Here is a 24,760-nt window from a genome sequence, read left to right as displayed (position 1 = left end):
ATCCTTGCCGACGTGGCCCACACCCTAAATGACTGAGGCTTGAAAATGCGCTTCGATGCCCATGAAGGCAAGCGCATGTTTAACAAACGGTTAACGCCGGCCTCGTTCCAGCCATCCGCAAGCGGATGGCACCGGCTTGCCGCCCGCGGACAAAAAAAGAGCCGCGGATAAGGCGGCTCTCAGGAGTTTAACAGGGAGGCGTCAAACAAAGTGGCTCCAACCACTCGGTAAGAATCCAGCAAAACTGGATGCGCATAGTAAACGCCCGTAAAGCTTAATGAACCCTTAACGCGGCGACGATTTTTTAAGCGAACGCGCTTTCCCGTGCCGGAACAGGACAGCCGGCCTCGCCGCCCGGGATCGCCCGGAAACCGGATTTCGGATGCAGTCATCGCGGCCTTCGAAACATGTAGGCTGCCGCCGCGGCATCGTTCCGAAACACGCGCCACGCAAAAGCCCGCTCCTCTGAAGCGGCGCACAAATCCGCGCCGCTCAAAATCATGCGGGATATCCGGGAGCAGATCATGGATTGGTATTCGATCGTCAAATTCCTTCACATCGTTTCGGCCGTTTTGTGGGTCGGCGGCGGCTTCGTGCTGTTCCTGCTCGGCGTGCTGGCCGAGCGTGCCGGCAACATCGAGGACAAGCTGCAGGCTATGCGCGCCAGCGGACAGCTCGGCGGCAGGTTCTTCGCGCCGATGTCGATGCTGACGCTGGTCTTCGGCCTCATCATGTGCGGCTTCTGGGTCGGCTTTGCCGACCTGTGGATCGTCATCGGCCTCGTCGGCTATGCCACGACCTTCTCGATCGGCATGCTCGTCTTCAAGCCGACCGGCGAGCGCATGGGCGCCATGATCGCCGAACAGGGCGTGACGCCGGCCGTTCTTGCCATCGGCCAGCGCATGATGAACTGGGCGCGCCTCGATTATGCGGTGATGCTGGTGATCATCGCCGACATGGTGCTGAAGCCCACCCTGCACGACATCGGCATTCTTGCCGGCATGGTCATGGTGGTTGCGCTGGGCGCCGCGCTCGCCTTCGGCGGTAGCCGCCAGATGGTGCCGAGCGCCGCCTGAATGCTTGTGGTGAGGTGGCCTGATAGCCACCTCACCACAAGCCGGCGATACCATCCCACAGCAACTTGACGGCGACCACCGCGACGGTCGCGTAGGTGAACGGGTAGAAGATCTCCGCCCGCATGCGGCGCACCAGCCATGCCCCGGCGATGGTGGAAAGCGGCGCCAGGGGCATCAGCACCGCCGACGCTGTAAGGTTGGTGGTGTCGAACTGGCCGAGCGCGAAATAGGGGATGAGCTTCAGCGCGTTGGTGGCGGCAAAAAAGATCGCCGCCGTGCCCGACAGCACTTTCGGATCGAGCCGGATCGGCAGCGCATAGACCTGGAAGGGCGGGCCGCCGACATGGGCGACGAAGCTGGTGAAGCCGGCGACCGTGCCCCAGAAGGCGGCGGCAATGCGGTTCGGTTCCGCCGCATGGTCGGCGCCATGGCGGAACTGCAGGTAGATCCAGCGCAGCACGAACACCAGCGCGACCGCGCCGACGATCAGCCGCACCATCTCCTCGGTGACCAAAGCCGCTGTCAGCCAGCCGAGCCCGATGCCGATGACGGCGCCAGGCATCATGTCGACCAGCATCTTGCGGTCGTAGACGCCCCACCAGGTCCACACGGAAACGACATCCATCAAGCACAGGATCGGCAGCAGGATGGCGGCCGCCTGGACCGGCGGGATGGTCAGCGCCATCAGCGGCACGCCGACGAAACCAACGGCGCCGCCGAAGCCGCCTTTCGACAGGCCGACAAGGATCACCGCCGGAATGGCGGCGGCATAGAACCACGGGTCGCTGAGCAGGCCTGACATCGGCAAGGGAAGGTTGGAGAAGGCGGGAGTTCAGCCATAGCGCAGAACAGCGCGGCCCGGATAGTCATTATTGCCTGCATCCGCTATTGCCGGCCCGATATCGACGACCTGCCGCACGGCCAAGGTTCGTCATTCGGCCGGCTCGCTGTCTCGAGGTATGGAAATGAACGCCATCAGCATTCGCAAGGCACGCGAAGCGGACATTGCTGCGATCGTCGCGATGCTTGCCGACGACGCGCTCGGCCAGGCCCGCGAAGACGCCGGCCTGCCGCTGTCGCGGGCCTACCTGGACGCCTTCGCCGCGATAGACGGCGATCCGAACCAGTTCCTCGCGGTGATGACCGACGGCGACGACGTGATCGGCACGCTGCAGATCACCTTTATCGCCGGGCTGTCGCTGCGCGGTTCCCGGCGCGGCCTGATCGAGGCGGTGCGCATCGCGGCGGAGCGGCGCGGCGAGGGCTTGGGACAGCGCCTCTTCGAATGGGCGATCGACAAATGCCGCGAGCGCGGCTGCCGCGTCGTCCAGCTGACGACCAACAAGAGCCGGCTCGACGCGCATCGCTTCTATGAGCGCCTTGGCTTCAAGGCCAGCCATATCGGCTACAAGCTGGAGCTGTAGAGCGGCTCAGCGTTTCACGGAAGCGCCTGCCCCTCTAGCCTTTCGTATAGTCAGGCCCAAAACGCGACGGCAGGCCGTCGGCGAGTTTCAACCAGGGGAGCTTTTCCTCGAAAGCGACATGTAGCGTAGGCACAAATTTTTCCGGCTCCGCCATCGCAGCCGCAAAAAAATGCATGACACCAGACATGTTCTTTGAGCGGAAGGAAAGCGGCGAGCCACAGTGATCGCAAAATGTTCTTTCCACGCCGGGAGAAGAGTTGAATACCTTCGGTGGCTTGCCCAGCCATCGCCATTGGCCGTCCAGGACGCCAATATAGGCGGTCATCGGCGCAGAACATTGCCGCCGACAACTTTCACAATGACAAACCACGCAGGCCTGTGCCGACCCATCGACTTCAAAGGCAACAGCGCCACATAAGCAATGGCCGCGCATGCGAAACCTCCTTGAGGCAGCAAGGACAGCTTAGTGCCGGGGGCGTGCGGGAGTCGCCAAGGAATGCGCCGAACTTGCGCCTGATCCCGACATTCGGCGCTGGCGAACGTGGCCGCGTGCGCGAGGCGTTAGCTTCAGGCTGAGTTCATCACCGCCGTGCCTGGACCAGCAGGAACATCGGCCGCTCGAGTTCCTCGGCCAGTTCCGGCCGGGCGGCGATCTGCTCCTCCGACGGGCAAAATTCCTCGACATGCCCGATGCTGAATCCGGCCTGGATCAGCAAATTGAGCGTGGTGCCGATGGTGCGGTGGTGCTTGACCACGCCCTTGGTGAACCAGTCTGTGGTGCGCGGTCCCTCGACCAGATACCGGTCGATCGGCCATGTCTTCCTGCCCGCGGCATCGACGGACCAGCCCGGGTTGGTCGGCGCCATGTAAATCGGATGTTCCGTCGAGAAGACGAAGGTTCCGCCGGGAACCAGGGCCTGGTGGACGGTCGCGAACAAGCCCGCGGCATCGCCGACATAATGCAAGGCAAGCGAGCTGTAGGCGAGGTCGAAACGGGCTTTTGGCAGACTGAGCTCGTCGAGGTCGGCGCGCCGATAGGTGACGGCATCGTCGGAGCCGGCGGCGCGTGCCCGTGCAAGCATCTTTTCCGACAGGTCGAGGCCGAGGACTTCGCTCGCGCCATGCGAGCGCGCCCAGCGGCAGAACCAGCCGAACCCGCAACCGAGATCGACGATGCTCAAGCCGTGGACGTCGGGCAACATGGCGCGCAGCGCCGGCCATTCGGGCGCGCCGTCCAGGCCCTCGACCGAGCGGCCAAGACGACTATAGCCGTCGAAGAAATCCGGACGGTCGTAGATGTTTTGCGCCATGTGCCTGTCCTGCTTTTTGCCTGCATATCTAGCGGACCTCCCCGCGGCTTCCAACGCCATCCTCGGAACCCGAATGGGCGACGCAAGCCACAGCGGTGGTTAAGCATTTTGGCCCTGGCGCCGCACGGCTGCTGTTCAAGCCGCCCCCTTTGCTCTATGCCGCAATGCAACCATCTTCGCCCGGCATAGGCGAAACCGGGATCGAAGGCCAATGAACGATTTAACTCCGCCCAACCGCTGCCGCATCGTGCTGATCGCGCCGCCGCTCGTGCCGGCGGAGCAGATCTGGGCGGCGTTCGAGGGCGGCGACGTCGCCTCGCTGATCCTGCCCGACAACGGCATGGACGATGCCTCCTTCCAGGCCTTTGCCGAAAGGATCGTGCCGATCGCTCAAAGTGCCGGCGTCGCTGTCATCATCGCCGGCGACAGCCGCATCGCCGGGCGCGTCCAGGCCGACGGCATCCATGTCGAAGTGAAGTCGGGGGAACTCGCCGAGACGATCGAGCGTCTGGCCGGCAAGATGATGGTCGGCGTCGGTGGCGCCAAGACGCGCGACGAGGCGCTGGAGCTCGGCGAGGAGCGGCCCGACTATATGTTCTTCGGCCGTTTCGGCTATGACAACAAGCCGGAGCCGCACCACCGCAACCTCACCCTCGGCAAATGGTGGGCGGAGATGATTTCGATCCCCTGCATCGTCATGGCCGGCTCCGAGCTTGCTTCCGTCGAGACGGTGGCCGCGACTGGCGCGGAATTTGTGGCGCTGTCCAGCGCCGTCTTTGCCGACGGGCGCGACCCGCGGGCGGCGATTGCCGCCGCCAACGCGCTGCTCGATGAAACCGCGCCGCGTTTCGAGGACTGACATGCGCCTGCGTGTCCTTTCTCTGGTTGTCCTGGCCGGCTTGTTGGCGCAGGCCGCGATGGCGGCTGAGACCATCCCGCTGCCACAGCAGCGGCCGGATGCCGGCACTCCGGACTCCGGCACACCGAATACGGCCACACCGAACGCGGCAACGCCGGATGCCGGCGAGCCGGATGCGAGCAGGTTCGGCACCGTCACGCACATCGACAAGCCGATCCAAAACACCTTGCCGCAACCGGCCACCATGACGCCGCCATCGGCCGACGCCGTCAATCCCGACCGCTTCGGCGCCAAGCAGCCGGACGCCGCCTACGGCGCCTTCCAGCGCGGGCTTTACAAGACCGCCTACAACCTCGCCATGGACCGCGCCAAGAACGGCGATCCGGCGGCCGAGACGCTGGTGGCCGAAATCCTGTCGCGCGGACTGGGCGTGCCGCTCAATCCGGCCGAGGCCGGCAAATGGTATGCGCTGGCCGCCGAACAGGGCGTGCCGGAGGCACAGTTCCAATATGCGCTGATGCTGCTCGACGGCCGTTATGTGAAGAAGGACGAAAAGGGCGCCTTCGCGCTGATGCAGGCCTCGGCCGAGGCCGGCAACCGGCTTGCGCAGTTCAATTTCGCCCAGTTGCTCGTCCAGCAGGATCCCGGCGATGCCGGCCTGGTGAAGGCCGCCGTCTACTACGAGCGTGCCGCCGCCACCGGCCTTGCCGATGCGCAATATGCAATGGCGCAGCTCTACGCCAACGGCGTCGGCGGCAAGCCGCACGACGACACCCAGGCGCGTCTTCTGCTGACGCAAGCCGCGAGGCAGAACTACGACACCGCGCAGATCGACCTCGCCGCCTGGATGATCGAGGGCCGCGGCGGCGGGCGCGACCTGAAATCGGGCTTTGCCTGGATGAAGCGGGCGGCGGAGGGCGGCAACGTCGCCGCCCAGAACCGCCTCGCCAAGCTCTATATGGGCGGCATCGGCACCGACCCGGACCTGATCCTTGCCGGCGCCTGGTACATCGTCGCCCGCCGCGCCGGCCTGATCGACCCGCGGATGGACGATTTCCTGCAGGGCCTCGACGACGACCAGACCAAGCAGGCGCTGCAGAAGGCAAATCGCCTGCGTTGACGCATGGCGCTACGGACGCCATTTCCTGGCTCGCTTGGGTCCCCTCCCTTGCCTCCCTCCCTTGCTACTGCGTGCAATTTGTGGTCTTGGAGGCGCCAAAGCGCGACCCGCGCCAGAAAAATCTCATTCCGGATCAGTTCATCATGGCCAAGATCAGTGGCAACGAAATCCGTCCCGGCTACGTCATCGAGCACGATGGCGGGCTGTGGGTGGCGGTCAAGACCAACACCGTCAAGCCCGGCAAGGGCGGTGCCTACAATCAGGTCGAGCTGAAGAACCTGATCAACGGCACCAAGCTCAACGAGCGCTTCCGCTCGGCCGAGACCGTCGAGCAGATCCGGCTCGACCTGAAGGATTTTTCGTTCCTCTACGAGCAGGGCGACGCCCTGGTATTCATGGATACCGAAAGCTACGAGCAGCTCGAGCTGGCCAAGGACTTCGTTGGCGAGCGCGCCGCCTTCCTGCAGGACGGCATGATGGTGACGGTGCAGCTTTACGAGGAGCGGCCGATCGGCATTTCGCTGCCCGACCAGGTAACGCTGACCATCACCGAGGCCGACCCGGTGGTTAGGGGCCAGACGGCCGCCTCCTCCTACAAGCCGGCGGTGCTGGAGAATGGCATCCGCGTGCTGGTGCCGCCCTTCATCTCGGCCGGCGAGCGCATCATCGTCGACACCAACGAAATCACCTACATGCGCCGCGCGGATTAACGGCAAAAAAGCAGGAAGAAAAAATGGCGCGTTCCGCTCTCCTCAACGTCATGGTCCAGGCCGCGATGAAAGCCGGCCGCTCGCTGTCGCGCGACTTCGGCGAGGTGCAGAACCTGCAGGTCTCGATGAAAGGCCCGGGCGACTATGTCAGCCAGGCCGACCGCAAGGCCGAAGAGATCGTCTTCGCCGAGCTTTCCAAGGCGCGGCCGGGTTACGCCTTCCTGATGGAGGAGCGCGGCGCCGTCGAAGGCGAGGACGCCCAGCATCGCTGGATCGTCGACCCGCTCGACGGCACCACCAACTTCCTGCACGGCATTCCGGTCTTCTCGGTGTCGATCGCGCTCGAGCGCCAGGGCCAGATCGTCGCCGGCGTTGTCTACAATCCGGCGATGGACGAACTCTACACGGCCGAGCGCGGCGGCGGCGCCTTCATGAACGACCGTCGGCTGCGCGTTGCCGGACGCTCCAAGCTGACCGACGCGGTAATCGGCTGCGGCGTGCCGCATCTCGGCCGCGGCCAGCACGGCAATTTCCTGATCGAGTTGCGCAACGTCATGGCCGAAGTCTCCGGCGTGCGCCGCCTTGGCTCCGCCGCGCTCGATCTCGCCTATGTCGCGGCCGGCCGCATGGACGGCTTCTGGGAAACCGGCCTGTCGTCCTGGGACATCGCCGCGGGCATCCTTCTGGTGCGTGAAGCCGGCGGCTTCGTCTCCGATATGGATGGCGGACAGGACATGCTGGACAGCGGCGAGGTCGTCGCCGGCAATGAGGTCATCCAGCGCGCGCTTCTCAAGACCGTGAAGAAGCCGCTGTCGTCGCGCTGAGAGGCGGCGCGCGAAGCGCCCTTACTGCGAAAGTCGGAATCGATTTTCGGGAAGGATCGTGTGCAAATCAAAGTGCTGCAGTGTCCTTTGCGCGTCGAAAGGACGCGCCGCTCCGCAGTCGCAAAACCGCAACTGAAGCTTGAAATACTGGTCCGAGACTGCCCAGATCAAGGGATAGCAGGACCATTTTATGAACGATGTGCGGCCAGATACCCAGCTTGACATCCCCTTTGTGGGGCGCTGGCATTATTCGCGCGCCGAGATAATCGCCGACGGCATCGTGCATGCGGTGGGCATCGTGCTGGCGATCGCGGCCGGCTCGACTTTCCTGGCGCTTGCCGCTTTTCATTCCGGTCCAGGCGAATATACCGCAGCCGTCTTCTACGTAGTGTCGCTGCTCACCGTGCTGTCCGTATCGCTGACTTACAATCTGTGGCCGGTCTCGTGGCCGGCGAAATGGATCCTGCGCCGCTTCGATCACGCAGCGATCTATCTCCTGATCGCGGCCACCTACACGCCCTTCCTCGCCCAGCTCCACAACACGCCGCTGGCGCTACCCATGATCGTCGTCGTGTGGAGCGCAGCAGCGGCCGGCATCGCCATCAAGATGTTCCTGCCCGGGCGCTACGACCGGCTGGCCATCGTCTTCTATCTCGCCATCGGCTGGAGCGGCGTGGTGCTCGCCGGACCGCTGGTCGAGACACTGCCGACGACCTCGGTCGCGCTGCTCGTCGCCGGCGGCATCGTCTATTCCTGCGGCGTCGTCTTCTTCGCCTGGAAAGGCCTGCGCTTCCACAATGCCGTCTGGCACGGCTTCGTCGTCACCGGCGCCGGCCTGCATCTGGCCGCCATGGTCGACTGCCTGGTGGTCAACCGGTTCTAGGCCTGTGGCGCCGGCCTATCGGGCCATATTGCCAAGCGCCATTCAATTTGGTCACAATTCCGTTTAGAGTCGCGGCAATTCTGCGGCGGTGGCATCGGAAACGGGGCACGGATGGCTTTTCTCAGATCCTTCGGCAGGCGATCGGACGTCCTGGTCTATGATCCGCACAAGCTGTCGAGTCCGCAGGTCTTCCTGCTCACCATGGTGATCTTCCTGATCATCGTCGCTTTCATCGCCGCCATCCTCACCCGCCAGATCTCGACCGCCTTCTCCAGCAATCCGGGCCTCAACGGACTGATCGTCGGCGTGCTGGCGGTCGGTATCCTGCTTGCGTTCGTGCAGGTCGGGCGGCTGTTCCGCGAGGTGCGCTGGGTCAATTCCTTCCGCGCCGGCTCCGAGACCACCGAGCCGGTTCTTTTGGCGCCGATGAAGGCGATGATCGGCCGTTCGTCCTCGGTGGCCTTCTCGACCTCATCGATGCGCACGATGCTGGATTCCATCGCCACCCGCCTCGACGAAAGCCGAGACACCTCGCGCTACCTGGTCGGCCTGCTGGTGTTCCTAGGCCTGCTCGGCACCTTCTGGGGCCTGCTCAACACCATCGCCTCGATCCGCGAGACGATCGAGGCGCTGGACCCGGGCACCGGCGATGCCGCCGCCGTGCTCGACGCGCTGAAGCAGGGCCTGTCGGCGCCGCTTGCCGGCATGGGCACCGCGTTTTCGTCCTCGCTGTTCGGCCTTTCCGGCTCGCTTGTGCTCGGCTTTCTCGACCTGCAGGCCGGCCGCGCCCAGACCCGCTTCTACACCGAACTCGAGAACTGGCTCTCCTCGGTCACTGATCTGTCGTCGGACATCGTCGTGTCCGACACGTCAAAGGCCGCCGAATCCTCCGAGGATATCCGGCTGCTGTCGGAACGGCTGCGCAGCCTGCAGGAGAATGGCGGAGGCTCCAATCCACGCGTCGCCACCGCCATGGCCAATCTTGCCGACGGTATCTCGGGGTTGGTGAAGAACATGCGCTCCGAGCAGCAGATCATGCGCGACTGGGTCGAGGCACAGTCCGATGAGCAGAAGGCCATGCGCAACACACTGGAAAAGATCGCCGACGCGCTGAAGAAGCAAGGGGTCCACTGACGTGGCGCTGGCAAGACGGCGCGCCGACCGCCGCATCGACTACTGGCCGGGCTTCGTCGACGCCTTGTCGACGCTGCTGCTGGCGATCATGTTCCTGCTCACTGTCTTCGTGCTGGCGCAATTCCTGCTCAGCCGGGAGATCTCCGGCAAGGACGCGGTACTGAACCGCCTCAACTCGCAGATCAACGAGCTGACCCAGTTGCTCGCGCTGGAACGCACGAACAGCCAGGACAAGGAGGATTCGCTCGCCAACCTGCAGGCGTCGCTGTCGGCGGCGCAGGCCGAAAAGAGCCGCCTCGAACAGTTGCTGGCGCAGGGCGCCGGCGCCGGCGACGCGGCCAGCAGGCGCGCCGACCAGCTATCCGGCGAACTCGGCAACCAGCGCCAGATAAGCCAGCAGGCGCTGAGCCAGGTCGAGATCCTCAACCAGCAGATTGCGGCCCTGCGCAAGCAGATCGGCGCGCTCGAAGACGCGCTCAACGTCTCCGAGCAGCGCGACCGCGATTCCAACACCAAGATCGCCGATCTCGGCCGCCGCCTGAATGTCGCGCTGGCGCAGCGCGTCCAGGAGCTCAACCGTTACCGTTCCGACTTCTTCGGTCGGCTGCGCGAGATCCTCGCCGACCGCGAGAACATCCGTATCGTCGGCGACCGCTTCGTCTTCCAGTCGGAGGTGCTGTTTCCGACCGGCTCCGACGTGATCAACGACGCCGGCAAGGTCGAGATGAAGAAGCTCGCCGACGCCATCATCGAATTGCAGAAGGAAATCCCGCTCGAGATCAGCTGGGTGCTGCGCGTCGACGGCCACACCGACAACAAGCCGCTGTCCGGCACCGGCCGCTATCGCGACAACTGGGAATTGTCGACCGCGCGCGCGACGTCCGTCGTGAAGTTCCTGATCGAGAACGGCGTGCCGGCCAACCGGCTGGTGGCCGCCGGCTTCGGCGAATTCCAGCCGCTCGATCCAGCCGACACCGATGACGCGCGCAGCAAGAACCGTCGTATTGAGCTGAAGCTCACCGAACGGTGATTTGAAGCATGTCTCTCGAAAGTGGGAACCGGTTTCGGGACAAGGACATGCGTAGGATCAAAGCCCTAAAGCGCACGGAGCGTATCTGAAGATCGCGACGCGCTTTAGGATCACGCAAAGTCACGGGAAGTTGTTTGTCGGCTGAATACTTAGAACGCCAAGTTCCGGCGGCAAGGCCTGAAAACATTATCTTTTTTTAATTACACATCGCGAATCGACGCATCTAACTTGCCGCGCAGGGCCGGGGTCCCGCCGGCGATGGCTCCCATCGCGACGCGACGGAACCGGACGGCCCGGAAGGTCGGAAGGCGACGCGGCGCGGCCGCTCCCTTCCTGGTAGAAGGATGCGCCGCCATGCGCGCTTCAACATCTCTCAAGACTGCAACCCTCGCTGCGGTTCTGATCGCGGCCCCGCTCGCCGGCGCCTATGCGGCCGGGCACCACAAGGGGCTTCTCGACGCGACCCCTCCAGCCGATTTCATCGGCCCGCGTGTGACCAGCCTGATCGATCAGGTCCAGGGCGTGGATCAGGGCATCACCGATGCCCGGCAGGCAAACAACATTTCGGCTTCGGAGGCGCACCGACTGCACATGCGCGCCGCACATATCGGCCAGGCCGCGGAGCATGTCGCGGCCTCGGATCACGGCAGGATACCGTCCGCGCAATATCATGAGATGCTGCGCCGCCTCGACAATGTCGACCAGAGACTGATGAACGACACCGGCAGCGGCTTCATGGTGGGCGACGGCTCCGACGACGGCAATTACCCGAACGGCTGAAGCGGTTCGCCATTTCAGGGCGACGGACGGCACACGGAAAGGGACCAACTGGCGCCCGCGGAACCTGGCCCCGAGGGCGTCCTTTTTGGATCGCGTCCTGCTTCGATCAGAGCAATCCCAGGAAAAGTGCGAAGCGTTTAGGCTCGGCAACTTCGCCGTACCCTTCCGCCCGGAATTGCGTGAAAACAAAGAGATAGGGCGGTTCGGCGTCTCCGTGAAACGGTGAAACGCTCTAAAGGCCGAGCCAAAGCGCGACGCTGGCGAGCACCGCCGGCACCGTCTGAATGAAGAGTATCTTGCGGCCGACGGTCGCCGCGCCGTAGAGGCCGGCAATAGCGACGCAAAGCAGGAAGAACATCTTGATCTGGAATCCGCCGGCGCCGAGATAGAGCCCCCAGATCAGGCCCGCGGCGAGAAAGCCGTTATAGAGCCCCTGATTGGCGGCAAGCACCTTCGAGGCGCTGGCGAATTCCGGCGTCAGCCTGAACGCCTTGTGGCCGCGCGGCGTGTCCCACAACACCATCTCAAGGTAGACGATATAGCAGTGCATCAGCGCCACCAGCCCGACGAGGATATTGCCGATCATTGTCCCCTCCAGCAGTTTGTTTCCGGCATTGATCACGCAGTCGCCTTACAAGGCAAGACGGCCGATTCCATCCCGGCCGATCAGGGTTGCCAAGCTCGACGCCTTGGTATCTTTTCGCGCCAGCCAAATTGAATCTGGGTATCCATCATGTCCTTCCAGAAACTCGACCAACTCGGCCACAAGCTCGAAGCGCTGGAGCATGCTTTAGCCATTCTCGGCGCCGACGAGGCGACGCATATGGCGGTCGGCGGCGGCGAGAAGCGCGCCGAGGCGATGTCCTCGCTTGCCGGCATGCTGCACGCCCAGGCGACCGCGGCGGAGATCGGTGACTGGATCGCGGCCGCCGAAGCCGAGTCACTGAGCGAAGAGCAGCAGGCGGCGGTCAGGGAGTTGCGCCGCCAATACACCAACCTCACCTGCCTGCCTGTCGAATTCGTCGAGCGCCAGACGGTGGCGCGCATGCGTTCCGAGCAGCTCTGGCGCGACCTGCGCGCCAAGAACGACTGGGCCGGCTTCCTGCCGGCGCTGGAAGGCGTCGTGGCTCTGGTGCGCGAGGAAGCGGCGCTGCGCGCCGATGCGCTCGGCCTTGCCCCCTATGACGCGCTGATGGAACAGTATGACCCCGGCAACCGTTCCGCCGACATCACGCCGGTGTTTGCCGAGCTGAAGGCCTTTCTCAAGGATTTCCTGCCGCGTGCGCTGGTCATGCAGGAAGCGCGGCTGGCAAAACATCCGTTGAAGCCGCTATCGGGCACCTATGCCGTCGACCGCCAGCGCGAACTCGGCCTTGCCATGATGGCGGCCGTCGGCTTCGACCTCACCCATGGCTCGCTGTCGGTGTCGCATCATCCCTTCTGCGGCGGCGTGCCGACCGACGTGCGCATCACCACCCGCTACAAGACCTCCGACTTCCTGTCGGCGCTGATGGGCGTGCTGCACGAGACCGGCCACGCGCTTTACGAGCAGAACCTGCCGAAAGCCTGGTCGCATTGGCCGCTCGGCAAGGCGCGCGGCATGGCCGTGCATGAGAGCCAGAGCCTGTTCGTCGAAAAGCAGATCGGCCGCAACCCGGCGTTCTGGCGCTGGGCTTTGCCGGTGGTCGAAAGACACCTCGGCGAAGCCTGGTCGCTCGACGACATCCTGCCGCATGTCCACCATGTCGAGCGCGGCCTGATCCGCGTCGATGCCGACGAGGTCACCTATCCGATGCATGTCATCCTGCGCTACGAGCTCGAGCAGGAACTCGTGACCGGCCGGCTGGAGGCCGCCGACCTGCCGGAGGCCTGGGACGCCAAGATGCGCGACTATCTCGGCCTCTCGACCATCGACAATCCCGCCGACGGGCCGATGCAGGACGTGCATTGGCCGGGCGCCGCCTTCGGCTATTTCCCTTCCTACACGCTGGGCGCCATGATGGCGGCGCAGCAATGGGCGGCCCTGGTCAAAGATCATCCGACCGCCGACCAGGACCTGGCAAAAGGCGATTTCAGCGCCATCAATGGCTGGCGGCGCGACCGGATCTGGTCGCAAGGCTCGCGGTGGTCTACCCCCGAACTGCTCGAGCGTGCCACGGGCGAGAAGCTGAACGCAGCTTACTTCACCGAGCATCTGCGCCGGCGTTACGGGGCCTCATAGACCGACGCCGGCAGTGGCCGCCCGTTTGCGTACCATTTCGTACTACTATATGTTATGACCAAGAGGTGCGCAGATGAACGCTTCAGGTCCCAAGGAACGCGCAACGTTTTCGATCGACAGCACGATCAAGGAGACGCTTGAAAGCCAGATTCCGAAAAGCAAGAGATCCCGCTTTGTCGAAGAGGCGATAGCGAAGGCATTGAAGGACGCCGCGAAAGAACGCGCTCTGAAAATGATCCGGGAATTCAAGTCGACCTCGACCGGCGGCAAAGACTCCACTGACGTGCTGCACAGAATTCGTCTGGAAATGGACGGCCGGCCGGTGGATATCCTCGAAGGCCGTAAAAAGTGATCATCGTCGATGCGTCGATCTTCATCAAACTCTTTCGATATGAGGATGACAGCGAACAGGCGCGAAATCTGTTCGTGAAGAACATTGCGGATGGCCGCGCCATGGCCGCTCCTGGCATCCTGCTTTACGAGGCGTTATCGGCTGCGCTTCATTATGAGCAATCCTTTGTCATGGTCGCAAAGCTCATCGCCGGACTGCGCGAAGGCGGTTTCGAGCTTCTGGAGCCGGATATGGACGAACTGGCCAAAACACAGGAGATGGCGACACAACTCAGTCCGGCTGGCGGCTATCCGACGCTCAACGATTGCGTTTACCATGCAATCGCCATCAATCGCGCTGCAACGTTGGTGACAGCCGACCGGCGGCATTTTGCCAAAACAAAACACTTGGGCCGCATCACTCTACTCGCCGACTGGCAAGCAGACTGACATATTTCTACTCCGCCGCGCCCTTGAAGGCGCCGGCTCCGGTCTCGAATTGCAGCTTGGCGAGCCGCGCATAGGTGCCGCCCTTGGCGACCAGGCTCTGGTGGGTGCCTTCCTCGACAATGCGCCCTCCTTCCATGACCAGGATGCGGTCGGCCTTGAGCACGGTCGCCAGCCGGTGGGCGATGACGACGGTGGTGCGGCCACGCATCAGCCGCTCCAGCGCCCTTTGCACCAGCGTTTCGCTTTCGGCGTCGAGCGCCGAGGTCGCCTCGTCGAGCAAAAGGATCGGCGCGTCGCGCAGGATGGCGCGCGCAATCGCCACGCGCTGGCGCTGGCCGCCGGACAGCGTCACGCCGCGCTCGCCGACCTGGCTGTCATAGTCCTTGTCGAGCCTGGCGATGAATTCGTCGGCAAGCGCCGCCTTCGCCGCGGCCTCGATCTCGGCGTCGCTGGCGCCCTGCCTGCCGAAGCCGATATTGTCGCGCACGCTCGCGGCGAAGATGGTGACCTCCTGCGGCACGATCGCGATGCGTTGGCGGACAGCCGCCGGATCGGCCTCGCGCACGTCGACGCCGTCGAGGACGACGCGACCGCTCTCGGGATCGTAGAAGCGCAGGATCAGGGAGAAGACGGTGCTTTTTCCGGCGCCCGAAGGCCCGACGATCGCCACCGTCTCGCCGGGCTTCACCTGGAAGCTCAGGCCATGCACGGCGGCGCGGTCCGGCCGCGCCGGATAAGAGAAGGAGACGTCGTCGAAGCTGATCGCGCCCTTGGCCGTGGCCGGCAACGGAACGGGGTCGGCAGGCCGCTGGATCGCCGGCGTCTCGGCCAGGATCTCGGTCAGCCGCTCTGCGGCACCCGCCGCCTGCGACAGCTCGCTCCACACCTCCGACAACGCGCCGAGCGCGCCGGCGGCAAACACCGAATAGAGCAGGAACTGGCCGAGCGTGCCGGCCGACAGCGTGCCGGCAAGCACATCGCGCGAGCCGAACCACAACACCGCGACCACGGAGGTGAAGATCATGAAAATGGCGAAGAAGGTGAGGAAGGAACGCGCGAACACCGAGGCCCGCGCCGCCTCGAAGGCAGCGTCGACGGCAGCGGCGAAGCGGCCGGTGACCAGCTTCTCGTTGGTGAAGGCCTGCAGCGTGCGCACCGCGCCGATCTGCTCGCTGGCATAGGCGGTGGCTTCGGCGAGCGTGTCCTGCGCTTGCCGGGACTTGCGCCGCACCGAGCGGCCGAAGGCGACCAGCGGCAGCACGATCACCGGAATGGCCGCGATCACCAGGCCGGAGAGTTTCGGGCTGGTGACGACCATCATCGCCACCGCGCCAAGGCCGAGGATGACGTTGCGCAGCGCGACCGAAGCGGTGGCGCCGACCGCCGACTTCACCTGCGTGGTGTCGGCGGCGAGCCGCGATACGATCTCGCCCGAATGCGAACGATCGAAAAACGCCGGCGACAGCGTCGTGACATGAGAGAAAACGTCGCGGCGTATGTCGGCCACGACACGTTCGCCGAGCGTGATGACGAAATAGTACCGGCTGGCCGAAGCGGCCGCCAGCAAAGCCGCCATCAGAACCAGTGCCGCGAAATACTCCGCGATGAAGGTGGAGCCCGATGCCTGGAAACCGTGATCGATCATACGCCGCACGGCCATCGGCAAAGCCAGCGTCGTCACCGCCGCCACGATCAGCGAGATGATAGCGCCGATGGCAAGCTTCCTATAGCGGGTGATATAGGGAAAAAGGCTGCGGAGCGGCCGGACCGAGCGTCTGCGCTCGCTTGCGCTGCCACCGATTTCCGCCATAAGCGTTTCCTCTGGCCGCTTGACGGCGCCACATTCAATATGCGCCTGCCGCGGCCTTGTGATTCAATTTCGGCTGATGTATAGGCTCGCCGACCGTTTTAGAAGCCGTGGCTTTTCATTAGCTGCGGCTTCGAGTTTTAAAAAGGGGCGCATCGACGCAGGCCTGTAGGCCCGTCACCCGCGCCGGCAGCCAGGAAACACGACAATGAAGGCCGATATCCATCCCGACTACCACACCATCAAGGTCGTCATGACCGATGGCACCGAATACCAGACCCGCTCGACCTGGGGCAAGGAAGGCGACACGATGAACCTCGACATCGACCCGACCACGCACCCGGCCTGGACCGGCGGCCAGCAGACCCTGCTCGACCGCGGCGGCCGCCTGTCGAAGTTCAAGAAGCGTTTCGAAGGCTTCGGCCTCTAAGCCGGATACATCGGCAGACTTTGAAAACCCGCCTTCGAGGCGGGTTTTTTATTGGCCGCATTTCTTCCTTCTCCCCGTTCTACGGGGAGAAGGTGCCCGAAGGGCGGATGAGGGGCAGCGCCAGCCCCGGCGATTGGCCGGCCAAGGTGCGAGAAATTCAGAATTCGATGACAGTGCGCTTTTTCGACGACGCCAATGTCATAGGTCGGCGCCGCCCCTCACCTGCCTGCCGGCATCCCCTCCCATATAGTGACGGGGAGAGGGGCGCTCTCGCCGGCGATTTCGCCAATCGCCGACGCTGTGGGAAAGCGCCTGGGTTGTACCTACTCCCCCACAAACTCCCTAAGCGCCATGCGCTTATAGGCCGCGACAAGCCTGTCGCCCTCCTCGCGATCGACGGAGATCGCCAGCCGCACCGCGGCCTCGCCCATCTGCCAGATGAGGAACGCCGTCGTTTCCAGCTCCACTGGATCGGCATGGGGACGCAGCCGCTTCAGCACCGCGACCAAAAATTCGGCATTGGCCCGGCTGTCTGCGAGTTCCAGTTCGCGCAGCGCCTTGTCGGCCTGCGTACCCGACCAGATGTCGCGCATCACCGGTTCGGCCAGGAACAGTCCGTAATAGATGTCCACCAGCTCCGAAAACGCCCGTTTCATTCCCTCGGCATCGCTGACATCCTTGAGCGCCGCCGCAATGCAGGCCTGGCTTTCGGCGGTGTAGCGCTCGGCAAGCGCCCAGACGATCGCCCGCTTGTCCGGGAAGAACTGGTAGAGCGAGCCGATCGACACCCCAGCCCTTTCCGCCACCTCGCCCATGCGCATGGCATCGCTGCCTTGCTCGGCAATCAGCGCCGAGGCGGCGGCAAGCATGCGCTCGACCCGCTCGCGGCTGCGCTGCTGCATAGGCGCTCGCCGCGGTGAGGCAATGGCGGCCAGATCGGCCTTTGCGGCGACTTTTTCGTCCATGGCTCCCTCCGGGCGGTTCTTCAAAAACCGGCTTGACTCACAAAATAAGAGGGTTTATCACGTTTTGCAAATGTGAGGATTGCTCGCATTATTAAATCGAACAGAAGCTGGCATCTGGAGCAACCGAGATGATGAAACTTCTTCCCACCCTCACCTTCATCGCAGCAGTCGGTTCCGGCGTTGTCGGCGGCGTGTTCTTCGCCTTTTCCAATTTCGTCATGGCGGCGCTTGCCCGGCTGCCCGTCCCGAGCGGCATCGCCGCGATGAATTCGATCAACATCACGGTGATTACCCCGACCTTCATGACGGCGCTGTTCGGCACCGGCCTCATCTGCCTGGTGTTGATTGCCAGCGTTTTCTTCGGCTGGAGCCAGTCTGGCTCCTACTGGCTGCTTGCCGGCGCAGCGCTCTATTTCGTGGGCAATCCGATCGTGACCATGGTCTTCAACGTGCCGCTCAACGACGCGTTGGCCGCCGTCGATCCGGAAAGCGCCAACGGCGCCGCGGTATGGGCGAACCATCTGAGCCAATGGGTGATGTGGAACCATGTCCGCACCGTCACCGCGATCGTGGCGATGGCCTGCTTCATCATGGCGTTGATCTGAAGACGGCAGCCCGCGAATACAAAACTCCCGAAGGTTGCGTCCAACTTTCGGGGGTCAGTTCATCAGGCGGGGTCTTTTTTACGATCCTTGCGATCGGCGTGGCCGAGGTCGCGGTTGGGATCGATGACATCGCGCACCAGTTGCTTGAGCTTCGCCGCATCCGGAAAACCGCCGTCGCGTTTGCGATCCCAGACAAGCACATCGTTGCAGGAGATGGTGAAGATGCCGCCGGTACCCGGGACCAAAGTCACCTCGCCGAGATCGGTGCCGAAGGTGGACAAGAGCTCCTGCGCCATCCAGCCGGCACGCAGCAGCCACTGGCACTGCGTGCAGTAGGTGATGCGGATGACGGGCAGCGGCTTCTCATTCATGCCGGATTGAGTTCCGCTCACATCGGATCGAGCTTCGCTCATGGCGCTGCCGCTCAGGCCGCGCTGAGCTTGGCCATCGTCTCGTCGTCGACCTCGAAATTGGCGTAGACGCTCTGCACGTCGTCGTCGTCCTCGAGCGTGGCGACCAGCTTCATCAGCGACTGCGCCCGCTCTTCGTCGACCGGGACATTGTTCTGCGGCTGCCAGATCGGCTTCACCGATTCCGCTTCGCCGAGCGAGGCTTCCAGCGCCTTGGACACGTCGCCGAGATTTTCGAAGGCGCAATAGATGGTGTGGCCTTCCTCGTCCGATTCGACGTCGTCGGCGCCGGCTTCGATCGCCGCTTCCATGACCTTGTCGGCGCTGCCGGCCGAGGCCGGATAGTAGATCTCGCCAACGCGGTTCCACATGAACGACACCGAACCGGTTTCGCCGAGCGCTCCGCCGGCCTTGGTGAAGGCGGCGCGCACATTGGAGGCCGAGCGGTTGCGGTTGTCGGTCAGCGCCTCGACGATCAGCGCGACGCCGCCGGGACCGTAACCTTCATAACGCACCGACTCGTAGTTTTCGGCATCGCCCATCGACGCCTTGTTGATGGCGCGCTGGATGTTGTCCTTCGGCATCGACACCGCCTTGGCGTTCTGCACGGCGAGGCGAAGCCGCGGATTCATCGATACATCGGGCGTCCCGCTCTTGGCGGCGACGGTGATTTCACGCGCCAGCTTGGAAAACATTTTCGACCGCACCGCGTCCTGGCGCCCCTTGCGGTGCATGATGTTCTTGAACTGCGAATGGCCAGCCATGGCACCCCTGTCGTGTTCGGCTAGAGCATCTCGAAGCGGGGTGTCATCACCTCGTCCTCGGCAAAATGCTCGAATTCAATCTTTCAGAACGTCCCGGACATGCCTGCGAAGGCACGCGGCGCTCTTTGTCGGAATGGCCGGCTTATAGATAAATCGGCTCAATTCGTCCAGCCGCGCCGTCACTCCGACGTTGAACCGGCCCACTCACCCCTCCAGATCGGACTTCAACCGGTCGAGAATGCTGATGGCGTGACCGGCATACCGGCTGATCCAGCGGTCGTGGATCTGCTTGATCGGCAGCGCATTGAGATGATTCCAGCGCTCGCGCCCCTCACGCTTGGCAACGATCAGGCCGGCCTCCTCCAGGACTTTCAGGTGCATCATGACCGTGCAGCGGTCCATGTCCGGAAAAGCCTCGCATAGCGCGCCGGTGGTCTGCGGCTGGTCCTTCAGCCGATCCAGCAATTCGCGCCGGCGCGAATGCGCCAAGGCCTTGAAAACATGATCGTCCACGGTTTGGCTTGACATGTTATGTTTCTATAACATACTGTTCGGGCGAGCAAGGAAGGAGCTGTGGATATGTCCCTTGGATTCAGGATTTCCGGGCGCATCGGCAAACCGGTCGCCGAGGTCTTCGACGCCGTCGTCAACCCGACAAAGCTCAGCGGTTATTTCACCACCATTGGCGGGGCCTCCGCTCCGCTTGTCGCCGGCACCACCGTCACCTGGTGGAAGATGGTGCCGGTGGAGGTCGACGAAGTGACCAAGGACAAGCGCATCGTGCTGCGCTGGGACGCCACCGATGCCGACGGCAAGCCCGCCTACAAGACCCGCATCGAGATGAATTTCGAGCCGCTTGAGGACGGCGGCACTTTCGTCACCATCGCCGAGCAAGGCTGGCACGAAGGCGAAGTCGGCCTGAAGAAATCCTATCTCAATTGCGAAGGCTGGTCGCAGATGCTCGCCTGCATGAAGGCCTATCTCGAATACGGCATCAATCTGCGCGACGGCTACTACCGCAGCGAGATGAAGGGCGAGCCGGCCAACGAGACCTACATCTGAGCCTGCGTTAAGTCCCGATATCCAGCAGGAGGAGGTCGCCCCGATGACGAAAGCAACACCATTCCTGATGTTCGAGGGAAACGGCGAGGAGGCCATGACCCTCTATTGCGAGACCATCCCCGATAGCCGTGTCCTCGACGTCACGCGCTACGGCTCGGACGAGGACGGGGCGGAAGGAACGCTCAAGCTGGCGCGCGCGTCCATCGGCGGCGTCGAGGTCAGGATCTACAACAGCCCCGTGCATCACGCCTTCACCTTCACGCCATCCTTCTCGCTCTTTGTCGACTGTTCTTCCGGGCAGGAACTGGATCGGATCGTCGGCGTTCTTTCCAAGGATGGTGGATTTCTGATGCCACCGGGCGATTACGGCTTCAGCCAGCGTTTCGCCTGGCTCAACGACCGGTTCGGCGTCTCCTGGCAGATCAACTTGCCCTGACATCGAGGAGGGTACCGTGGAATTGAAGCGCGCCCCCACCGCCGAAACCGCCATGCTGATCCGGCGGCCGGTCGCCGATGTCTTCGAAGCAATCATCGATCCGGCGATCACCACGAAATTCTGGTTCACGCATTCGAGCGGCCGACTGGACGAAGGCAAGACGGTCGAGTGGGAGTGGCGCATGTATGGGGTCTCGGCCAGGGTCGAGGTCAGCGAGATCGTCCCCGACGAGAAGATCGTCATGCAATGGAGCGATCCGCCGACCACCGTCGTCTGGACCTTCACCAAAATGCCCGATGAGGCGACCTTCCTCGAAGTCCGCAATTTCGGCTTCGCCGGCTCTGCCGACGAGCAGGTCAAGCAGGCGGTCGACTCGACCGGCGGCTTCTCTCTGGTGCTCGCCGGCGCCAAGGCATGGCTGGAACAGGGCCTGACGCTCGGCCTGATCGGCGACCGTCACCCCAAGAGCATTTCGGCCAAATAGAAAGCTAGGACCGACGCCTCTCCTGCTCCGTCACATAACGCCGGAGCACCCGGTTGATTTCCGTTTGATAACCACCATCCTTCTCGACGTGCTCTCTGAACCAGGCGAGCACGTCAGCATCAAGGCGAATGGTGACAGGTTGTTTGAGGGGCCGGTAGAGATCTCCTCGGCGAGCGTGTGCCCAGTTCTCCATTGGCGCTTCCGGAATATCGAAAGTATCGATCTGATCGTCAGGCAGATCAGCCAGCTTGGCCAGTTGATCATGCTGATCCTGGCTAAGGTCCTTCCTGCTCATAGCGCCTCCTTTCATGTGGGGTGGCCTTGCGAGCACCGACAATTCTAACATGTTCTTCGTCTGCCACTGTCGGGTACGTGTGAACAACGAGCAAGATCACCTGAATTCCAACCATACCGATCGCATGCCAACGCTGTTCCCCATCTTCAAAACGATCGGGCACAATCAGATGGAGCGGATCGTCAAAAACCTTCTTCGCGAGGTCAAAGGCGACGCCATGTTTGGCAAGGTTGCGCCACGCTTTCTCGGGATCCCACTCGAACCGCATCGCGCTCCCTTAGCATACAAGTATGTACGTACAAATATGTAAGAGTCAAGCCTCAATGCCCGTCGCCCGAACCCTGCTTCTTGCGATGCCGTGCCAGCATGTTGAGGCCCTCGACCAGGGCTGAAAAACCCATGGCGGCGTAGATGTAGCCCTTGGGCACATGATAGCCCATGCCGTCGGCGATCAGCGTCATGCCGATCATCAGCAGGAAGCCCAGCGCCAGCATGACGATAGAGGGGTTCTTGGCGATGAAATTGGCGAGCGGCGTCGCCGCCAGCATCATCACGCTCACCGCCACGATCACCGCGATATACATGATGGCGATCTCGTCGGTCATGCCGACGGCGGTGATGATGGAATCGATCGAGAAGACGAGGTCGAGCAGCAGGATCTGGAAGATGGCGCGGGCAAGGCTCATCTGCAGCGTGCCCACCATCGTGTCCTGATGGTCCTGCGGGTCGACCGTGTGATGGATCTCCTTGGTCGCCTTCCAGACCAGGAACAGGCCGCCGGCGATCAGGATCAGGTCGCGCCAGGAAAAGCCGTGGCCGAAAGCGGTGAACACCGGCGCCGTCAGTTGCACGATGACCGAGATCGTGGCGAGCAGGATCAGGCGCATGACCAGCGCCGCCGAGATGCCGAGCCGGCGCGCGCGGGCGCGCTGCGCTTCCGGCAATTTGTTGGTCAGGATCGAGATGAAGATCAGATTGTCGATGCCGAGCACGACCTCGAGCACCACAAGGGTCAAAAGCGCGACCCATGCGGTCGGATCGGAAACAAAGTGAAAATGCGGCGCCAGAAATTCGACAAGCTGCATGGAGGTCGTCCCCTCTACGATCTAGAGCAGTGCTGCCGGCAATTAGGTACTCTGCGCACCTATATCAATGTCACGACCAGAAAGACGGTGCCGTTTCTTCGAGCCGAGGCCCGCGACGAAACGGCGCGATCTTCTCGGCAAGCCCGGTGCGGTCGGAAATATCGACGCCGACGCCGCACAATGTCGCCGGCCCGTTGGCCGCCTCGAACCGGCCTTTCGGCACTTTCGACAGGAACCGGTTGAGCGGCTCTTCCTTGTCCATGCCGAGCGAGGAGTCATAGTCGCCGCACATGCCGGCGTCCGAAATATAGGCGGTGCCGCCATTCAAGATCTGATGGTCGGCGGTCGGCTGGTGCGTATGCGTACCGACCACGAGGCTGGCGCGGCCGTCGACGAAATGCGCGAAGCACATTTTCTCCGAGGTCGCCTCTGCGTGGAAATCGACGATGGCCGCATCGGCCTGCTCGCCGAGCGGACAGGCGGCAAGCTCACGCTCACCGGCCTGGAAAGGGTCGTCGAGCTCCGGGTGCATGAAGACGCGGCCCATGATGTTGGCGACCAGCACGCGGGCGCCATTGCGGGCGATGTAGACGCCCGAGCCGCGCCCGGGCGTGCCCTTGGGAAAATTCGAAGGCCGCAGGAAGCGCTCCTCGCGCGGCGCGAAGATCAGCGCGTCGCGCTGGTCCCAGACATGGTTGCCGGTGGTGACGACATCCGCGCCCGCCGCGAGCGTCTCGCGAAAGATTTCTTCGGTGATGCCGAAGCCGCCGGCGGCGTTCTCGCCATTGACGATGACGAAATCGAGCTTGAAGTCGGAAATCAGCCCTGGCAGCTGTTCCCAAACCGCCGTGCGTCCCGTCTTGCCAACCATGTCGCCGAGGAAGAGGAGTCTCATAGCCACTTCTATCCAGAGCTGTGGACGCTAGGCAAGCGGCACGGAAGTCCTAACGCCGGCCGAAAGTGGCGCGTTGCCGTTCGGTCGGCCTTGCGCTCGCGCCCGACACGCGGCTAGCCGAGGGGATCATCGGCAAGGCCGGCGGCGTGTTCCGTCCTCGCAACCAGAAGAGCCAGAGATAGAAAGCGGTGAACCCGCCGGTGACGGCAAGCAGCAGCAGGCCGCCGCGCCATCCTTTCATCGCGGCCGTATCAAGGTTCGATGGATCGGCGGGATCGTAGTAGAATTCCATCTGGTCGCCCTTGGCTGCCTTGTAGAGGCCGATGTCCTTGCCCGACCATGTCATCGGCGCATCGTTGGCGACGTAAGCCAAGGCGACATTGATGCCGTCCGTTTTGAGGCCGTTCGCCTGCGTTTCGCTGTAAGGACTGACATCCGTTACGGTGGCGACCGTCCGCTGCCAAGCGGACTGGCGGTGCAGGGCAGTTCCTATGATGTGCAATGCCATCAAAAATAGTATCGCCGAGATCAACGCGAACGGCATCAGCAAATAGCGCGCAAGAATAAACACCACGATCCCCGTCGAGCTGGACTATTTTTCAGGAATATAGCCGACGTTTGTCGGAAACGCGTTAAGCAGGTCGCGACAGTTCAATGCATGTCGCCCAAAAAAGCGCAGCGCTTTTGGGACGACCGACAAAACCTAAAGCGCGCCTGAATTCGTTTCGGCGCGACGCGCTTTAAGCGATATCGAAGCGGCGCAACCCGCTCTCGGTCAGTATTTCCCGAATGATGACGTCGTGGTCTTCGTTCGGCACCAGCGGCACTTCCTGGCAATCGAAGGCGATGCCGATCAGCCTGGGCACGATGCCCCTGTCGGCCAGCCTGGCGATGGCGCGGTCGTAATAGCCGGCGCCATAGCCTATGCGGTGACCGCGGGCGTCGAAGGCGGCGAGCGGCACCAGCATCAGCGTGGGGTCGAGCACTTCCGCCTCTTCATGCGGCCCGACGGTACCGAACCCCATCTCGACCATCGGGGCGCCGCGCACCAGCTCGCGGAAGACGATCGTGGTCTTGTCGATAATCGCCGGCAGGCAGAGCCTGGCGCCCTTCTCGCGCAGCGCGAACATCAGCGGCCGCACATCGACCTCCGAGCGCATCGGCCAGAAGCCGGAGACGACCCTTCCGGGCTCGAAATCGATTTTTTCCTTCGCGGTCTCGGCCATTTCGAGCGCGATTTCCACCCGCCAGAATTCGTCGAGCGCGTCGCGGCGCGCCAGCGCTTCCTTGCGAAGCTGTTTCTTCAGGTCTTTGGATGATGTCATGTGCGGACGCTAGAAAAGGCCAAGGCTCTACAGCGTTGCAGGAGCG

Annotated in this window: 33 protein-coding genes; 18 read left to right on the top strand and 15 right to left on the bottom strand. The window is 63.2% G+C overall.

Going from position 1 to position 24,760, the window contains the following annotated elements:
- Window positions 1-524: 524 nt before the first annotated feature.
- Window positions 525-1,076, top strand: coding sequence for a DUF2269 family protein (locus FJW10_RS22205; RefSeq protein ID WP_140901638.1), 552 nt, complete (start codon window positions 525-527; stop codon window positions 1,074-1,076).
- 31 nt (window positions 1,077-1,107) lie between these two features.
- Here FJW10_RS22205 and FJW10_RS22200 read toward each other — a convergent pair whose 3' ends face one another.
- Window positions 1,108-1,878: a sulfite exporter TauE/SafE family protein gene (locus FJW10_RS22200; RefSeq protein WP_140901697.1), complete on the bottom strand. Its 771-nt coding sequence runs from the start codon at window positions 1,876-1,878 to the stop codon at window positions 1,108-1,110.
- Window positions 1,879-2,035: 157 nt separating this feature from the next.
- Here FJW10_RS22200 and FJW10_RS22195 point away from each other — a divergent pair, with 157 nt between their 5' ends.
- Window positions 2,036-2,500 carry a GNAT family N-acetyltransferase gene (locus FJW10_RS22195; RefSeq protein WP_181175320.1) on the top strand — a complete coding sequence of 155 codons (465 nt, stop codon included), beginning with the start codon at window positions 2,036-2,038 and terminating at the stop codon, window positions 2,498-2,500.
- 34 nt (window positions 2,501-2,534) lie between these two features.
- Here the strand turns inward: FJW10_RS22195 and FJW10_RS22190 are convergent, their stop codons facing one another.
- Both FJW10_RS22190 and FJW10_RS22185 read right to left on the bottom strand, forming a co-directional pair.
- Window positions 2,535-2,933 carry a GFA family protein gene (locus tag FJW10_RS22190; protein ID WP_140704541.1) on the bottom strand — a complete coding sequence of 133 codons (399 nt, stop codon included), beginning with the start codon at window positions 2,931-2,933 and terminating at the stop codon, window positions 2,535-2,537.
- A 148-nt stretch (window positions 2,934-3,081) separates the two neighbouring features.
- Window positions 3,082-3,810 carry a class I SAM-dependent methyltransferase gene (locus FJW10_RS22185; protein ID WP_140901637.1) on the bottom strand — a complete coding sequence of 243 codons (729 nt, stop codon included), beginning with the start codon at window positions 3,808-3,810 and terminating at the stop codon, window positions 3,082-3,084.
- Window positions 3,811-4,021: 211 nt separating this feature from the next.
- On the opposite strand from FJW10_RS22185, the gene FJW10_RS22180 reads away from it, so the two are divergent.
- The 8 genes from FJW10_RS22180 to FJW10_RS22145 all read left to right on the top strand — a co-directional run bounded on the left by FJW10_RS22180 (window position 4,022) and on the right by FJW10_RS22145 (window position 11,150).
- Window positions 4,022-4,669, top strand: a complete 648-nt coding sequence (locus FJW10_RS22180) for a thiamine phosphate synthase (protein WP_140901636.1) — start codon at window positions 4,022-4,024, stop codon at window positions 4,667-4,669.
- Window position 4,670: 1 nt separating this feature from the next.
- Entirely contained in the window at window positions 4,671-5,789 is a 1,119-nt protein-coding gene (locus FJW10_RS22175) for a tetratricopeptide repeat protein (RefSeq protein WP_246674345.1), read from the top strand.
- A 143-nt stretch (window positions 5,790-5,932) separates the two neighbouring features.
- Window positions 5,933-6,499 carry an elongation factor P gene (gene efp / locus FJW10_RS22170; RefSeq protein ID WP_140645868.1) on the top strand — a complete coding sequence of 189 codons (567 nt, stop codon included), beginning with the start codon at window positions 5,933-5,935 and terminating at the stop codon, window positions 6,497-6,499.
- A 23-nt stretch (window positions 6,500-6,522) separates the two neighbouring features.
- Window positions 6,523-7,323, top strand: a complete 801-nt coding sequence (locus FJW10_RS22165) for an inositol monophosphatase family protein (protein ID WP_140645869.1) — start codon at window positions 6,523-6,525, stop codon at window positions 7,321-7,323.
- 190 nt (window positions 7,324-7,513) lie between these two features.
- Window positions 7,514-8,206: a hemolysin III family protein gene (locus FJW10_RS22160; protein WP_140782974.1), complete on the top strand. Its 693-nt coding sequence runs from the start codon at window positions 7,514-7,516 to the stop codon at window positions 8,204-8,206.
- Window positions 8,207-8,317: 111 nt separating this feature from the next.
- Window positions 8,318-9,340, top strand: a complete 1,023-nt coding sequence (locus FJW10_RS22155; RefSeq protein WP_140901635.1) for a MotA/TolQ/ExbB proton channel family protein — start codon at window positions 8,318-8,320, stop codon at window positions 9,338-9,340.
- Window position 9,341: 1 nt separating this feature from the next.
- Complete coding sequence (locus FJW10_RS22150) at window positions 9,342-10,370, top strand: peptidoglycan -binding protein (protein ID WP_140901634.1); 1,029 nt, start codon at window positions 9,342-9,344, stop codon at window positions 10,368-10,370.
- 354 nt (window positions 10,371-10,724) lie between these two features.
- The gene (locus tag FJW10_RS22145; RefSeq protein WP_140901633.1) at window positions 10,725-11,150 is read left to right on the top strand and encodes a hypothetical protein; all 426 of its coding nucleotides are present in this window, start codon (window positions 10,725-10,727) and stop codon (window positions 11,148-11,150) included.
- Between the two features lie 232 nt (window positions 11,151-11,382).
- Here the strand turns inward: FJW10_RS22145 and FJW10_RS22140 are convergent, their stop codons facing one another.
- On the bottom strand, window positions 11,383-11,736 hold the full coding sequence (locus FJW10_RS22140; RefSeq protein WP_140901632.1) for a DUF1304 domain-containing protein: 354 nt from the start codon (window positions 11,734-11,736) through the stop codon (window positions 11,383-11,385).
- A 147-nt stretch (window positions 11,737-11,883) separates the two neighbouring features.
- Between FJW10_RS22140 and FJW10_RS22135 the strand changes: the two genes are divergently transcribed.
- The 3 genes from FJW10_RS22135 (at window position 11,884) to FJW10_RS22125 (ending at window position 14,151) form a co-directional block, all read left to right on the top strand.
- Window positions 11,884-13,371 carry a carboxypeptidase M32 gene (locus FJW10_RS22135; RefSeq protein WP_140901631.1) on the top strand — a complete coding sequence of 496 codons (1,488 nt, stop codon included), beginning with the start codon at window positions 11,884-11,886 and terminating at the stop codon, window positions 13,369-13,371.
- A 73-nt stretch (window positions 13,372-13,444) separates the two neighbouring features.
- Window positions 13,445-13,723 carry a hypothetical protein gene (locus FJW10_RS22130; protein WP_140901630.1) on the top strand — a complete coding sequence of 93 codons (279 nt, stop codon included), beginning with the start codon at window positions 13,445-13,447 and terminating at the stop codon, window positions 13,721-13,723.
- On the top strand, window positions 13,720-14,151 hold the full coding sequence (locus FJW10_RS22125) for a type II toxin-antitoxin system VapC family toxin (RefSeq protein WP_140901629.1): 432 nt from the start codon (window positions 13,720-13,722) through the stop codon (window positions 14,149-14,151). The genes FJW10_RS22130 and FJW10_RS22125 overlap by 4 nt, the downstream gene beginning before the upstream one ends.
- Window positions 14,152-14,158: 7 nt before the next feature.
- Here FJW10_RS22125 and FJW10_RS22120 read toward each other — a convergent pair whose 3' ends face one another.
- The gene (locus FJW10_RS22120) at window positions 14,159-15,961 is read right to left on the bottom strand and encodes an ABC transporter transmembrane domain-containing protein (RefSeq protein WP_140901628.1); all 1,803 of its coding nucleotides are present in this window, start codon (window positions 15,959-15,961) and stop codon (window positions 14,159-14,161) included.
- Window positions 15,962-16,166: 205 nt separating this feature from the next.
- Between FJW10_RS22120 and rpmE the strand changes: the two genes are divergently transcribed.
- Entirely contained in the window at window positions 16,167-16,388 is a 222-nt protein-coding gene (rpmE, locus tag FJW10_RS22115; RefSeq protein ID WP_027166741.1) for a 50S ribosomal protein L31, read from the top strand.
- A 323-nt stretch (window positions 16,389-16,711) separates the two neighbouring features.
- On the opposite strand, the gene FJW10_RS22110 is transcribed toward rpmE, so the two are convergent.
- The gene (locus tag FJW10_RS22110; protein ID WP_140901627.1) at window positions 16,712-17,353 is read right to left on the bottom strand and encodes a TetR/AcrR family transcriptional regulator; all 642 of its coding nucleotides are present in this window, start codon (window positions 17,351-17,353) and stop codon (window positions 16,712-16,714) included.
- A gap of 128 nt (window positions 17,354-17,481) precedes the next feature.
- On the opposite strand from FJW10_RS22110, the gene FJW10_RS22105 reads away from it, so the two are divergent.
- Window positions 17,482-17,958: a DUF1772 domain-containing protein gene (locus tag FJW10_RS22105; RefSeq protein ID WP_140901626.1), complete on the top strand. Its 477-nt coding sequence runs from the start codon at window positions 17,482-17,484 to the stop codon at window positions 17,956-17,958.
- Between the two features lie 62 nt (window positions 17,959-18,020).
- Here the strand turns inward: FJW10_RS22105 and FJW10_RS22100 are convergent, their stop codons facing one another.
- The 3 genes from FJW10_RS22100 to FJW10_RS22090 form a co-directional block, all read right to left on the bottom strand.
- Window positions 18,021-18,329 (bottom strand): SelT/SelW/SelH family protein, encoded by a 309-nt coding sequence (locus tag FJW10_RS22100; protein WP_140832904.1) that lies wholly within the window; start codon window positions 18,327-18,329, stop codon window positions 18,021-18,023.
- Window positions 18,330-18,382: 53 nt separating this feature from the next.
- Window positions 18,383-19,132 carry a YebC/PmpR family DNA-binding transcriptional regulator gene (locus FJW10_RS22095; protein ID WP_140901625.1) on the bottom strand — a complete coding sequence of 250 codons (750 nt, stop codon included), beginning with the start codon at window positions 19,130-19,132 and terminating at the stop codon, window positions 18,383-18,385.
- Between the two features lie 204 nt (window positions 19,133-19,336).
- Window positions 19,337-19,660: a helix-turn-helix domain-containing protein gene (locus FJW10_RS22090; RefSeq protein WP_140901624.1), complete on the bottom strand. Its 324-nt coding sequence runs from the start codon at window positions 19,658-19,660 to the stop codon at window positions 19,337-19,339.
- Between the two features lie 51 nt (window positions 19,661-19,711).
- On the opposite strand from FJW10_RS22090, the gene FJW10_RS22085 reads away from it, so the two are divergent.
- The 3 genes from FJW10_RS22085 to FJW10_RS22075 are packed head-to-tail and all read left to right on the top strand — an operon-like array spanning window position 19,712 to window position 21,114.
- Complete coding sequence (locus FJW10_RS22085) at window positions 19,712-20,194, top strand: SRPBCC domain-containing protein (RefSeq protein WP_140901623.1); 483 nt, start codon at window positions 19,712-19,714, stop codon at window positions 20,192-20,194.
- Window positions 20,195-20,237: 43 nt separating this feature from the next.
- Entirely contained in the window at window positions 20,238-20,630 is a 393-nt protein-coding gene (locus FJW10_RS22080; protein WP_140901622.1) for a VOC family protein, read from the top strand.
- A gap of 16 nt (window positions 20,631-20,646) precedes the next feature.
- Window positions 20,647-21,114 carry an SRPBCC family protein gene (locus tag FJW10_RS22075; protein ID WP_140901621.1) on the top strand — a complete coding sequence of 156 codons (468 nt, stop codon included), beginning with the start codon at window positions 20,647-20,649 and terminating at the stop codon, window positions 21,112-21,114.
- A gap of 4 nt (window positions 21,115-21,118) precedes the next feature.
- Here FJW10_RS22075 and FJW10_RS22070 read toward each other — a convergent pair whose 3' ends face one another.
- From FJW10_RS22070 to FJW10_RS22045, 6 genes are all read right to left on the bottom strand, one after another.
- The gene (locus FJW10_RS22070) at window positions 21,119-21,409 is read right to left on the bottom strand and encodes a BrnA antitoxin family protein (RefSeq protein WP_140901620.1); all 291 of its coding nucleotides are present in this window, start codon (window positions 21,407-21,409) and stop codon (window positions 21,119-21,121) included.
- On the bottom strand, window positions 21,390-21,677 hold the full coding sequence (locus tag FJW10_RS22065; protein WP_140832891.1) for a BrnT family toxin: 288 nt from the start codon (window positions 21,675-21,677) through the stop codon (window positions 21,390-21,392). Before FJW10_RS22065 ends, FJW10_RS22070 begins: the two co-directional genes overlap by 20 nt.
- Before the next feature lie 52 nt (window positions 21,678-21,729).
- A complete protein-coding gene (locus FJW10_RS22060) occupies window positions 21,730-22,494 on the bottom strand; it encodes a TerC family protein (RefSeq protein ID WP_140901619.1) in 765 nt (254 codons plus the stop codon).
- 70 nt (window positions 22,495-22,564) lie between these two features.
- Entirely contained in the window at window positions 22,565-23,389 is an 825-nt protein-coding gene (locus FJW10_RS22055) for a TIGR00282 family metallophosphoesterase (RefSeq protein WP_140683544.1), read from the bottom strand.
- A 49-nt stretch (window positions 23,390-23,438) separates the two neighbouring features.
- The gene (locus tag FJW10_RS22050) at window positions 23,439-23,933 is read right to left on the bottom strand and encodes a DUF3592 domain-containing protein (protein WP_281405138.1); all 495 of its coding nucleotides are present in this window, start codon (window positions 23,931-23,933) and stop codon (window positions 23,439-23,441) included.
- Window positions 23,934-24,129: 196 nt separating this feature from the next.
- Window positions 24,130-24,714 (bottom strand): 5-formyltetrahydrofolate cyclo-ligase, encoded by a 585-nt coding sequence (locus FJW10_RS22045; protein WP_140901617.1) that lies wholly within the window; start codon window positions 24,712-24,714, stop codon window positions 24,130-24,132.
- Window positions 24,715-24,760 lie beyond the last annotated feature (46 nt).

The sequence above is a fragment of the Mesorhizobium sp. B4-1-1 genome (assembly GCF_006439375.1).
In the GTDB taxonomy this organism is placed as follows: domain Bacteria; phylum Pseudomonadota; class Alphaproteobacteria; order Rhizobiales; family Rhizobiaceae; genus Mesorhizobium.
The sequence above is the reverse complement of the archived record's forward strand: the minus strand, read 5'-3'. Positions and strand labels throughout refer to the sequence as shown.